Annotated in this window: 11 protein-coding genes; 5 read left to right on the top strand and 6 right to left on the bottom strand. The window is 57.9% G+C overall.

What is annotated here, in order from left to right:
• Window position 1: 1 nt before the first annotated feature.
• A complete protein-coding gene (locus tag FFB58_RS03325; RefSeq protein WP_138368985.1) occupies window positions 2-952 on the bottom strand; it encodes a branched-chain amino acid ABC transporter permease in 951 nt (316 codons plus the stop codon).
• A gap of 171 nt (window positions 953-1,123) precedes the next feature.
• On the opposite strand from FFB58_RS03325, the gene FFB58_RS03320 reads away from it, so the two are divergent.
• On the top strand, window positions 1,124-2,056 hold the full coding sequence (locus tag FFB58_RS03320) for a LysR substrate-binding domain-containing protein (protein WP_039028725.1): 933 nt from the start codon (window positions 1,124-1,126) through the stop codon (window positions 2,054-2,056).
• A 304-nt stretch (window positions 2,057-2,360) separates the two neighbouring features.
• Here the strand turns inward: FFB58_RS03320 and yddG are convergent, their stop codons facing one another.
• The gene (gene yddG / locus FFB58_RS03315; RefSeq protein WP_138368984.1) at window positions 2,361-3,248 is read right to left on the bottom strand and encodes an aromatic amino acid DMT transporter YddG; all 888 of its coding nucleotides are present in this window, start codon (window positions 3,246-3,248) and stop codon (window positions 2,361-2,363) included.
• Window positions 3,249-3,468: 220 nt separating this feature from the next.
• On the opposite strand from yddG, the gene fdnG reads away from it, so the two are divergent.
• From fdnG to fdnI, 3 genes are read left to right on the top strand one after another with little or no spacing between them, the layout of a single operon-like run.
• Window positions 3,469-6,516: a formate dehydrogenase-N subunit alpha gene (gene fdnG / locus FFB58_RS03310; RefSeq protein ID WP_138368983.1), complete on the top strand. Its 3,048-nt coding sequence runs from the start codon at window positions 3,469-3,471 to the stop codon at window positions 6,514-6,516.
• Between the two features lie 11 nt (window positions 6,517-6,527).
• On the top strand, window positions 6,528-7,412 hold the full coding sequence (fdxH, locus tag FFB58_RS03305) for a formate dehydrogenase subunit beta (RefSeq protein ID WP_138368982.1): 885 nt from the start codon (window positions 6,528-6,530) through the stop codon (window positions 7,410-7,412).
• Window positions 7,405-8,061, top strand: a complete 657-nt coding sequence (fdnI, locus tag FFB58_RS03300; RefSeq protein WP_039028730.1) for a formate dehydrogenase-N subunit gamma — start codon at window positions 7,405-7,407, stop codon at window positions 8,059-8,061. The genes fdxH and fdnI overlap by 8 nt, the downstream gene beginning before the upstream one ends.
• A 99-nt stretch (window positions 8,062-8,160) precedes the next feature.
• On the opposite strand, the gene FFB58_RS03295 is transcribed toward fdnI, so the two are convergent.
• From FFB58_RS03295 to ppk2, 3 genes are all read right to left on the bottom strand, one after another.
• A complete protein-coding gene (locus FFB58_RS03295) occupies window positions 8,161-8,484 on the bottom strand; it encodes a CcdB family protein (RefSeq protein ID WP_138368981.1) in 324 nt (107 codons plus the stop codon).
• Entirely contained in the window at window positions 8,484-8,672 is a 189-nt protein-coding gene (locus FFB58_RS03290; RefSeq protein ID WP_138368980.1) for a hypothetical protein, read from the bottom strand. Before FFB58_RS03290 ends, FFB58_RS03295 begins: the two co-directional genes overlap by 1 nt.
• Window positions 8,673-8,845: 173 nt before the next feature.
• Window positions 8,846-9,664 carry a polyphosphate kinase 2 gene (gene ppk2 / locus FFB58_RS03285; protein ID WP_138368979.1) on the bottom strand — a complete coding sequence of 273 codons (819 nt, stop codon included), beginning with the start codon at window positions 9,662-9,664 and terminating at the stop codon, window positions 8,846-8,848.
• Window positions 9,665-9,864: 200 nt separating this feature from the next.
• On the opposite strand from ppk2, the gene araJ reads away from it, so the two are divergent.
• Window positions 9,865-11,040 (top strand): MFS transporter AraJ, encoded by a 1,176-nt coding sequence (gene araJ, locus FFB58_RS03280; RefSeq protein WP_138368978.1) that lies wholly within the window; start codon window positions 9,865-9,867, stop codon window positions 11,038-11,040.
• A gap of 89 nt (window positions 11,041-11,129) precedes the next feature.
• Here araJ and FFB58_RS03275 read toward each other — a convergent pair whose 3' ends face one another.
• On the bottom strand, window positions 11,130-12,221 hold the full coding sequence (locus FFB58_RS03275; RefSeq protein WP_138368977.1) for an alkylhydroperoxidase domain protein: 1,092 nt from the start codon (window positions 12,219-12,221) through the stop codon (window positions 11,130-11,132).
• Window positions 12,222-12,226 lie beyond the last annotated feature (5 nt).

Raw genomic sequence — 12,226 nt, 5'->3', positions numbered from 1 at the left:
CTTATGCCCTGTGCGCCACGCGCTCGCCCAGCAGGCCCGCCGGACGGAAGACCAGTACCAGAATCAGCACGATAAAGGCGAAGACGTCCTGGTAATTACTTCCGAACACGCCATGAGTCAGTTCGCCGAGATATCCGGCGCCCAGCGCTTCGATAATCCCGAGCAGGATCCCGCCAATCATCGCCCCGCGAATATTGCCGATGCCGCCGAGCACCGCCGCGGTAAAGGCTTTAATGCCGGGCAGGAAGCCCATCGAGAAGCTGGCGTTGCCGTAGTTGCTGGCCATCATCACCCCGGCGAGTGCGGCAAAGACACCGCCGATGGCGAAGGTGAGCGTGATGATGGCGTTCGGATTGACGCCCATCAGGGTAGCGACGCGCGGGTTTTCGGCCACCGCGCGCATGCCGCGTCCGAGGCGGGTGTACTCCACGAGCAGCCAGAGCGCGGTCATGACGATCAGGGCCAGCGCCACGGTGACGATGCCGGTAACGGTGACAATGGCGGGCGGATGCGCCTCGCTGCCCGCGGTGACGGCAATCGGGTCCATCGGCAGGATCTGCGGGAACATCAGCGGGTTACGCGTCCAGATCACCATCGCCACGGTTTGCAGCAGCACCGACACCCCAATCCCGGAGATCAGCGGCGCCAGTCGCGGCGCGTTGCGCAGGCGACGATAGGCAAAGCGTTCAACGGCCATCGCCAGCAGGGCGCAGACCGCCATGGCGATCAGCAGCGCAAAGCCGAGCTGCAGCAGTTGAGGCATGGCCGGGAAATGGCTGTTGAGCACGTTCAGCCCCGAGAGGGTGGTCAGCGCGCCGACCATCAAAATATCGCCATGGGCGAAGTTAATAATGCGCAAGATGCCATACACCATGGTATAGCCCAGCGCGATCAGCGCGTAGATGCTGCCCAGCATCACGCCGTTGATCAGTTGTTGTATGAGTGTGTCCAACGTTATTACCCGACAAATTGCTCTTTTCAGCGGATAACATCTATTAATTGAATTAAATTGTGAAATACGCATATATTCTTTCTTATGACATCTGGAGCTTGCTTTATCTGATTGATTTTAAAGATGATGATAAATGGCTGATTCACCTGATTATCCACAACAGATCAACATATGAATAAAACAGAACAATCAACGGGGTTACCGGCCTTTGCCGAGAGCCGACTGGCGAACGATCCACCCCTGCGGGCGGTACGGGCTTTCGAGGCCATTGCCCGGCTGGGTAGCGTGACGCTTGCGGCGCAGGAGCTGGCGATATCGCCGTCGGCGGTGAGCCATCAGCTGAAGGTGCTGGAAGGGTACTTACAGATGCCGCTGACCGAGCGGCAGGGGCGAAGGCTGATCCTCAGCCAGCAGGGACGAGACTATTACCGCTCGATCCGCGCGGCGTTTAATGTGCTGCGCCAGGCCACCGAGCATCTCGTGGAGCAGGTACAGACCCGCCAGGTCACTATCAGCCTGATCCCGCTGTTTGGGATGGGGTGGTTTATCCCGCGTCTGCCTGCCTTTATGCGCGCTAACCCGCAGACCGAGATTAATGTGGTTTACGCCAATCATCGCAACTACCTGAGCGACGCCTCGGATATGTCGATCCGCTTCGGCAACGGCCAGTGGGCGGGATACCAGAGCGAAAAGCTGATCTCCGGGCAGATGGTGCCGGTCTGTAGCCGGGCGTTTTTGCGCCTGCATGGCCATATCGACACCCCGGAACAACTGTTGCAGATGCCACTGCTGCACGATGAGGAGCGTGTGACCTGGCAGCAGTGGTTTGTTCAGCAGGGGGTAAAACGCCCGCCGCGCCGCAGCGGCCCGATGTTCGAGGACGGGCTGCTAACCCTGGCAGGAGTGCAGGCAGGGCTGGGCTGCGCCCTGATGCGCGAGCCGCTGATCGCCCCGTATCTGGAGAGCGGCGAGCTGGTGAAGATTTTCGATATGCCGATTGATGATGGCCGGGATTATTACCTGTGCGTGCGCCAGGACGGGGAGATGACCCAGGACGGGAAGTTGTTGCAGAGCTGGTTGAGGCGGGCGGCGGAGCAGGAATAGATACACCGTAATGTAGGCCGGGCAAGCGTATGCGCCGCCCGGCGTTGCCCCCTTGCCAGGTGGCGGCTACGCCTTACCCGGCCTACGAAAGATCGACCATCGCCTGTGACCTGGAATGCCGGGACAAAATCGCCGGGTGGCGGCTACGCCTTACCCGGCCTACGAAAGAGGGACCATTATCTGTGACCGGGAATGCCGGGGTAAAACGCCGGGTGGCGGCTTCGTCTTACCCGGCCTACGAAACTACGAAACCTGTAGGCCGGGCAAGCGCATGCGCCGCCCGGCGTTGCAGGCCGCAGAAACGTCAACCCACCCGCGACCTGGTCGCATACCAGCACAACAGCGACCCCGCACACACCAGCATCGCACCCTGCCAGAAACTAAACGACAGCGGGGCGTTGAGCAGCACGGCCGCCAGTGCTGCCGACAGCACTGGGGTAAAATAGGACGCCGCCGCCAGCAACGTCACGTTGCCGTGCAAAATACCAATATTCCACGACGCATAACCAAACCCCAGCGCCACGCCGCACATCAGGAGTTTGATCACCACCGGCACGCTAAACACCATCTCGGGCTGATCGCTGAAGGCGTATTTCAGCCACAGGGTTAGCGCCGTCAGCAGCACAAACAGCGTTATCCCGTTCTGGCCGTTGGCGTATTTGCTGGTTACGGTGCAGTAGGTCGCCCAGATAAAGGCCCCCGCAAAGGCGAGGCCGTAACTCAGCGGGTTAGAGACAAGGTTGCGGACAATATCCGCCGGGTTGAGCCCGTTTTCGCCGCCCAAAACCCAGCTGACGCCCAGCAGGGCGATAATCAGACCCGGGATCACCCACAGGGTCGATTTCTGCCCGTTGAATAAAATGGCAGACACGATGGTCAGGCTCGGCCAGAGATAATTCACCATTCCTACTTCAATCGCCTGGTGGCGGGTGGCAGCATAGCCTAACGACAGGGCGAGGCAGATCTCGTAGCTGACAAACAGCGCGCTGCCGGCAATCAGGTAGCGGGGCGAGAAACGACGCAGGTTTGGGAAGCCCACCGTTACCAGACAGAGTAATCCGCTGAGCGTATAGATTGCCGCCGCGCCCCCGACCGGGCCTAACCCCTCGCTGACACCTCTGATCAGACCCACCATCGTGCTCCAGAGCACAATCGCGGCCAGACCGATCAGGGTGGCTCTTTTTCTGTCCATCATCTTTCCACTGGCTAAACATTTCAGGGGCAAATTTATAGCACTGTTTCAGTACCTTCCGCGAATTAATCTGCGCTGCAGTAACCCTTTAGCGTTAGTAAAAGCCGCCAGCGCTGACTATTAAGAGGGCGAAGATCGGCGATATTGATTTGCCGCAAAAAAAACAGGGGCTTTGCTGTTAGTTTTCCGCCGGACTTCTCAATTTCTAACGAGGACAACGATGGACGTCAGTCGCAGACAGTTTTTTAAAATCTGCGCGGGCGGTATGGCCGGAACAACAGTCGCTGCTCTGGGGTTTGCCCCCAAAATGGCGCTGGCTCAGGCGCGCAACTATAAGTTGCTGCGTGCCAAAGAGATCCGTAACACCTGCACATACTGCTCCGTGGGATGCGGGCTATTGATGTATAGCCTGGGTGATGGCGCGAAGAACGCTAAAGAGTCGATTTACCATATTGAAGGCGACGCCGATCATCCGGTCAGCCGCGGGGCATTATGCCCGAAAGGGGCCGGCCTGCTGGATTATGTCCACAGCGATAACCGTCTGCGTTACCCGGAATACCGCGCGCCGGGCTCCGACAAATGGCAGCGGCTCTCCTGGGATGAGGCCTTTACGCGCATCGCGAAGCTGATGAAAGCCGACCGCGACGCCAACTTCGTCGAGACCAACGAGCAGGGCGTGACGGTGAACCGCTGGCTCTCAACCGGGATGCTGTGCGCCTCTGCGGCAAGTAATGAAACCGGCATGCTGACGCAAAAATTTGTGCGCTCACTCGGCATGCTGGCAGTAGACAACCAGGCGCGCGTCTGACACGGACCAACGGTAGCAAGTCTTGCTCCAACATTTGGTCGCGGTGCGATGACCAACCACTGGGTTGATATCAAAAACGCCAACGTCGTGGTGGTGATGGGCGGTAACGCCGCTGAAGCCCATCCGGTGGGATTCCGCTGGGCGATGGAAGCGAAAAACAACAACGATGCGACGCTCATCGTCGTCGATCCGCGTTTTACGCGTACGGCATCGGTGGCGGACATCTATGCGCCGATACGCTCCGGTACGGACATTACGTTCCTTTCCGGCGTGCTGCTGTACCTGATTGAAAACAATAAAATTAACGCCGAGTACGTTAAGCACTACACCAACGCTAACCTGCTGGTGCGGGAAGACTTTGCCTTTGATGACGGGCTGTTCAGCGGATATGACGCCGAAAAACGCCAGTACGATAAGTCCTCCTGGAACTATCAGTTCGATGAGAACGGCTACGCGAAACGCGATGAAACCCTGACCGATCCGCGCTGCGTGTGGAACCTGCTGAAACAGCACGTCTCCCGCTATACGCCGGATGTGGTGGAGAACATCTGCGGGACACCAAAAGCCGACTTCCTGAAAGTGTGCGAAGTGCTGGCCTCCACCAGTGTCGCGGACAGAACCACCACGTTCCTCTATGCGCTGGGCTGGACGCAACACACCGTGGGTGCGCAGAACATCCGTACCATGGCGATGATCCAGCTACTGCTCGGTAACATGGGCATGGCCGGTGGCGGGGTGAACGCCCTGCGCGGTCACTCCAACATTCAGGGGTTAACCGATCTGGGGCTGCTGTCGACCAGCCTGCCGGGCTATCTGACCCTGCCGTCGGAGAAACAGACCGATCTGCAAAGCTACCTGACGGCCAGTACGCCGAAAGCGACGCTGCCGGACCAGGTGAACTACTGGAGCAACTATCCGAAGTTCTTCGTCAGCCTGATGAAATCCTTCTATGGCGACGCGGCGCAGAAGGAGAACGACTGGGGCTTTAACTGGCTGCCGAAGTGGGATCAGTCTTACGACGTCATCAAGTATTTCAACATGATGGCGAAGGGAAAGGTGACGGGCTACATCTGCCAGGGCTTTAACCCGGTGGCGTCATTCCCGGATAAGAACAAGATTGTCGCCAGCCTGAGCAAGCTCAAGTACATGGTGGTGATCGACCCGCTGGTGACCGAAACCTCAACCTTCTGGCAGAACCACGGCGAGATGAACGACGTGGATCCCGCCTCGATTCAGACCGAAGTGTTCCGTCTGCCGTCGACCTGTTTCGCGGAAGAGGACGGCTCCATCGCCAACTCCGGCCGCTGGCTGCAGTGGCACTGGAAGGGGCAGGACGCGCCGGGTGAAGCGCGCAACGACGGCGAAATCCTCGCCGGGATTTACCATCGCCTGCGGGAGATGTACCGCACCGAAGGCGGCAAAGGCGTCGAGCCGCTGCTGCGCATGAACTGGCACTACAAACAGCCGAATCACCCGGAGTCCGAAGAGGTGGCAAAAGAGAACAACGGCTGTGCGCTGGCCGATCTCTATGACGCCAGTGGCGTGCTGATTGCGAAGAAAGGCCAACTGCTGAGCAGCTTTGCCCATCTGCGTGATGACGGTACTACCGCGTCGTCGTGCTGGATCTACACCGGGAGCTGGACCGAACAGGGCAACCAGATGGCTAACCGCGACAATGCCGACCCGTCAGGGCTGGGCAATACGTTGGGCTGGGCCTGGGCGTGGCCGCTGAACCGTCGCGTGCTTTACAACCGCGCCTCGGCGGACGTCAACGGTAAGCCGTGGGATCCGAAACGGATGCTGATCCAGTGGAACGGCAGCAAGTGGACCGGGAACGATATTCCGGACTACAACACCGCCGCGCCGGGCAGCAACACCGGGCCGTTTATCATGCAGCCGGAAGGGCTGGGACGTCTGTTCGCCATCGACAAGCTGGCGGAAGGGCCGTTCCCGGAACACTACGAGCCGATGGAAACGCCGCTCGGGACTAACCCGCTGCACCCGAACGTAGTCTCAAGTCCGGTAGTACGTGTGTACCAGGAAGACGCTGTGCGCATGGGTAAGAAAGATAAATTCCCGTACGTCGGCACCACCTATCGCCTGACCGAGCATTTCCACACCTGGACCAAGCATGCGCGACTGAACTCCATCGCCCAGCCGGAGCAGTTTGTGGAGATAAGCGAAACCCTGGCGCAGGCCAAAGGCATTGCCAACGGCGATCGCGTTAAGGTCAGCAGCCAGCGTGGATTTATTCGCGCCGTGGCGGTGGTGACCCGTCGTCTGCAGGCCCTGAACGTTCACGGCCAGCAGGTGGAAACCGTCGGTATTCCGCTGCACTGGGGCTTTGAAGGGGTGGCGCAGAAGGGCTATATCGCCAACACCCTGACGCCTGCGGTCGGGGATTCCAACTCGCAAACGCCGGAGTACAAGGCGTTCCTGGTCAACATCGAGAAAGCCTGAGGAGCGAAAACATGTCGATGGAAACACAAGACGTCATCAAACGCTCCGCCACCAACGGCTTTACCCCCGCGCCTCGTGCGCGGGATTACAAAGCGGAAGTGGCAAAGCTTATCGATGTCTCCTCCTGCGTGGGCTGTAAAGCCTGCCAGGTGGCCTGTTCCGAGTGGAATGATATCCGCGACGAGGTGGGGCATTGCGTCGGGGTTTACGATAACCCGGCCGATCTGAGCGCCAAATCCTGGACGGTGATGCGTTTTAGCGAAACCGAGCAGAACGGCAAGCTGGAGTGGCTGATCCGCAAAGATGGCTGTATGCACTGCGAGGACCCGGGCTGTCTGAAAGCCTGTCCGTCCGCCGGGGCGATCATTCAGTACGCCAACGGCATCGTCGATTTCCAGCAGGATAACTGCATTGGCTGCGGGTACTGCATCGCCGGGTGTCCGTTCAACGTGCCGCGCCTCAGCAAAGAGGATAACCGGGTTTACAAATGCACCCTGTGCGTGGATCGCGTCAGCGTCGGCCAGGAGCCGGCCTGCGTGAAAACCTGTCCGACCGGGGCCATTCACTTCGGCACCAAGAAAGAGATGCTGGAAGTGGCGCAGCAGCGCGTCGACAAGCTGAAAGCGCGCGGCTATGCCAGTGCGGGGGTTTATAACCCGCAGGGCGTGGGCGGGACGCACGTGATGTATGTCCTGCACCATCTCGACCAGCCGGAGCTGTATCACAATTTGCCGAAGGATCCGGCTATCGATACCTCCATCAACCTGTGGAAAGGGGCGCTGAAACCGCTCTCGGCGGCGGGCTTTATCGCCACCTTTGCCGGGCTGATTTATCACTACATTGGGATTGGGCCGAACAAAGAGGTGGATGACGATGAGGAGGAGCACCATGAGTAAGTCGAAGATGATTGTGCGCACGAAGTTTATCGACCGCGCCTGTCACTGGACGGTGGTGATCTGCTTCTTCCTGGTGTCGCTGTCGGGGATTTCGTTCTTTTTCCCGACCCTGCAGTGGCTGACGGAGACTTTCGGCACCCCGCAGATGGGACGTATTCTGCATCCGTTCTTTGGCGTGCTGATCTTCGTGGCGCTGATGTTTATGTTTGTGCGTTTTGTGCATCACAACATTCCCGATAAACAGGATATTCCCTGGGTGAAGGGCATTGTTGAAGTGCTTAAGGGCAACGAGCATAAAGTCGCCAGAGTCGGTAAATACAACGCCGGGCAGAAGATGATGTTCTGGACCATCATGAGCATGATCTTTGTGCTGCTGGTGACCGGGGTGATTATCTGGCGCCCGTACTTTGCGCAGTACTTCCCGATGCAGGTGGTGCGCTACAGCCTGCTGATCCACGCCACGTCGGCCATTATCTTGATCCACGCCATTCTTATTCATATGTATATGGCTTTCTGGGTTAAGGGCTCGATTAAAGGGATGATCGAAGGGAAGGTGAGCCGCCGCTGGGCGCAGAAACACCATCCCCGCTGGTACCGGGACGTGGAGCGTATGGAAGCGCAGAAAGAGAGTCGTGAAGGAATGAAGTAATCCCATCGCCTGCTGTGCCCGGCGGCGCTGCGCTTGCACGGGCCTACGGGTCAGGTTCCCCCGCTCCGGGCTGCGGTTCTGAGCGGGTTTTATGGGAGGTCAGGTGTTGGTGATTAAGGCATCAATGGCAGCAACAACCCGGGTTCTCGCACTCTGCATGTTAGTCACATAATATTTACTGGTAAGTTTCTTTTTCTCAACGCTGGTAATACCAGGCGTATTCATGAATAGCGTCAGGAAATCGATATTAATGACGGCAGAAGCCGGATTAATATGTCCTGAAAGATTATTCCTGTAACTTAATGGCAGAATTAAACGGGTTGACAGGTCATCGTAATAATCATGCTGAATCACCATCAGATAAGGGTGTAATTCACTGGTTCTGGCCGAAGGATTACGGTAAACGTCAAACTGGAAGCACATTAGATCCCTCCGAAAAAAGGATCGTCAGATAGCAACCCTGCTTTCGCGACAAACTCATTCATAGCTCGCATGAACTCCTTATCGCGTTTCCGTTGTTCGATTCGTTCCTCCGGCGTTAATACCGGGCGCGGCGTGACGCCGGTTAAGTGCTCTTTAATGGCGGTGTTTTGCGGGGCATCCACTTTCATTGTCATTGTCTCCTCTGTTGGTGCAGTCATTATCAATCGCCAACAATTTAAAACAATACTGTTTCGCCTGGTAATTTAAAAAATGCGAGGCGGCGTCCAGACAAATGCAACGTTCTGAAAATTGGAATAATAAGTGTGAATATCCCTCCCGATGTTTTACCGGGAGGTTATATTCAAAACTTCTCTTTAATATAACGGAACGGATAAGCGGTAGGTTTAATTTTGCCGATTTTGCGTTTTGGTAATTTAACCTCTTCTTCCGGCAGGTCTTTATAGGGAATTTGCGACAGCAGGTGCGAGATAATATTCAGCCGCACGCGCTTTTTATCTTCCGAGCGGGCGACAAACCACGGGGCCCAGGCGGTATCAGTGGCAGCGAACATGGCATCCCGCGCTTCGGTGTACTCATCCCACTTCGTGAAGGATTTGATATCCATCGGGGAGAGCTTCCAGGTTTTGCGCCCGTCATTGATGCGGTCGCGCAGGCGGCGCTCCTGCTCTTTCGGCGTCACTTCCAGCCAGTATTTGATCAGAATAATGCCCGCATCGACCATCGCCCGTTCGATGATAGGGGCTCCGTCGAGGAACTTTTCAACCTGCTCTTCGGTACAGAAACCCATTACGCGTTCCACGCCCGCGCGGTTGTACCAGCTGCGGTCGAAAATGACGATTTCTCCTGCTGAAGGCAGGTGGGACACGTAGCGCTGGAAATAGAGCTGGCTTTTCTCTTTTTCGGTTGGGGCTGGCAGCGCCACCACCCGGAATACGCGCGGGCTGACGCGTTCGGTCAGAGCCTTAATCGTGCCGCCTTTGCCCGCGCCGTCGCGACCTTCAAAAACGATACACACCTTCAGGCCTTTACTGACCACCCACCGCTGAAGCTTAACCAGCTCCACATGCAGGCGATGCAGCTCTTTTTCATACTCCGTGCGTTTAAGAGGGGCGGGAGGCGTGGTCGTCGCAACGGTTTTGCTCTTCTTTTTATCTGCCATGATGCGTTCCTTTCAGGGATTCTGCCGGGACGGTGTGACATAACACTTTGAAGTGTAATCAGGGCTGGGCGGAGTGGTGGAAAATATTCACACCCCACCCGAAATAATGGATGAAGCTGCCAGGGAGGTGATTTGAACTGGCTCACCATACAAGATTGTTCAATAATGGCTGTCGCAATTTTTTAACAAGTGGTTGTGGTATGAAAAAGACGGTCTTTTCGTTAGCACTGGGTACCTTCGGTCTGGGGATGGCCGAGTTTGGCATTATGGGCGTACTCACCGAGCTGGCGCGGGACGTGGGGATCTCCATTCCTTCGGCCGGAAATATGATTTCGTTTTACGCTTTTGGGGTAGTGATTGGCGCTCCGATTATTGCGATCTTTTCCAGCAAGTTCTCGCTGAAAACCATTCTGCTGTTCCTGGTGACGCTTTGTCTTATCGGCAATGCGATTTTCACTTTCTCAACTTCGTACACCATGCTGGCGATTGGACGGCTGGTCTCTGGCTTTCCGCACGGCGCGTTCTTCGGTGTCGGCACCATTATCCTTTCCCGCATTGTGCCGCCGGGCAAAGTGACCCTGGCGGTGGCGGGGATGATCGCCGGGATGACGGTGGCCAATCTGGCGGGCGTGCCGCTGGGCACCTGGCTTGGACACCAGTTCAGCTGGCGCTATACCTTCTTCCTGATCGCTGCGTTTAACCTGCTGGTGCTGCTCTCTGTCGTCCTGTGGGTGCCGCAGACGTTCGATAAATCGCAGACCCGCCTGCGTGAACAGTTTCACTTTCTGAAAAAGCCTGAGCCCTGGTTCATCTTTGCCGCCACCATGTTCGGTAACGCCGGGGTCTTCGCGTGGTTCAGCTTCGTGAAGCCGTTTATGCTCAACGTGTCCGGCTTTTCCGAAGGGATGATGACCGCGATCATGATGCTGATGGGCCTTGGCATGGTGCTGGGCAACCTGTTCAGCGGCAAGCTGTCCGGTCGCTACAGCCCGCTGCGGATTGCGGCGATGACCGACCTGGTGATTGTGCTGTCGCTGCTGCTGCTGTTTGCTTTTGGCGATATGCCTGCGGCCTCGCTGGGGATGGGCTTTATCTGCTGCGCCGGGCTGTTCGCGCTGTCGGCACCGCTGCAGATCCTGCTGCTGCAAAATGCTAAAGGCGGGGAGATGCTTGGCGCGGCCGGTGGGCAGGTGGCGTTTAACCTCGGTAGCGCCATTGGAGCGTACTTTGGCGGGATGATGATTACCCTCGGCTTCAGCTGGAGCTACGTGACGTTACCGGCAGCGCTGCTGTCGTTCCTGGCGATGTCGTCATTGTTGGTTTATGGGTATTTGAAAGCCCGGCGGTCGGGAGACTCTGCGCAGGCGTTAGCCTGAGCACGCCAATCGCCCGGCGGCGCTGCGCTTGCACGGGCCTACGGGTTTGGTAGGCCGGGTAAGCGTAGCGCCATTCGGCATAAACCCCCTCACGGAAGCGACGGCTCCCCCAGGGTTAACATCAGGCGGTTAGCCCAGGCAAAGAACGCTGCGGACTGCACCAGGTCCAGCTGGGCCAGGGTATCCAGCCCCTCGCGTTCCAGACCGGCGAGATGCCCAGGCGTCACCGCGGGCGGCGTCACCGAGAGAGCGGCCGCAAAATCAATGCCTGCCTGCCAGCGCGGCGTTTGTCCGGCGCTCAGCGACTCCCCGGGTTGCACCGCCAGCAGCGTTTCCACCGCATCATTATCCTTAGAAAGCTGGCTGGCTTTACGCGCATGGACAGAGGCGCAGTAAATACAGCCGTTGATCTTGCTGGTGACCGCGGCGGCCAGCTCCCGCTCGGCGCGTGACAGCCCGCCTGACGTATAGAAAATCCCTTTATCCGTAAGCGTGCGCTGCTCCAGCACCGGCAGATTGCGCCCCAGCAGGCGGAAATAGTCGGAATCGGTATGGCCGAATTTCGCCAGGATCGCCTGTTCGTCGGCGCTAAATTCCACCAGCGGTTTTGGCGCCAGCCACGGCTCCCAGCCCAGCTCCTGCTGGGTGAATTGCACCGGCGCCGCTTTGCCGTTTTTCGTCAGCGGCACGGTGTGCCAGTGGCCCGCCACCACGGGGACGTCGCTTGCCACCACCGGTTTGTCATTGAGCAGGCGCAACCCTGCGATCAGGCGGCTCTGGAAGCTGACAAAGGCGATCAGCTGCGCCAGGGTGACTATCCCTTCTTTGCTCCAGCCTGCCAGGGTCAGGGCGTTGATCGCCCCCGGCGTCGCCTGGACTGGCGAGAAGGTGAGCAGACGAGCAAAGGTCAGGGCGGGCGTCAGGCGCACCGAGGTGGGATCCGCCAGCCCAAACCCGGCATAATGGGCTGCCAGCGCGTCGGCGTTGTGCCATTTCGCCACTTTTGCCGCCACGGCAAAGCGCTCGTCCAGCGCGAAGTCGGCGTCCTGCTGACTGAATAACGTTTCGTAGCTCCCCTGAGCGTGACGCGTTGCCGCATCCCGGGTCTGTCGCGCCTGTTCCAGTGGGGAACCGGGGGCAATCTCCGCCAGTTCGGCGAGAATATCCTGACTTAATGCCATGGTGA

It is taken from the genome of Enterobacter sp. MF024 (genome assembly GCF_005843915.1).
GTDB lineage: Bacteria > Pseudomonadota > Gammaproteobacteria > Enterobacterales > Enterobacteriaceae > Enterobacter > Enterobacter barmai.
This window is presented reverse-complemented; position numbering and strand designations above follow the sequence as displayed.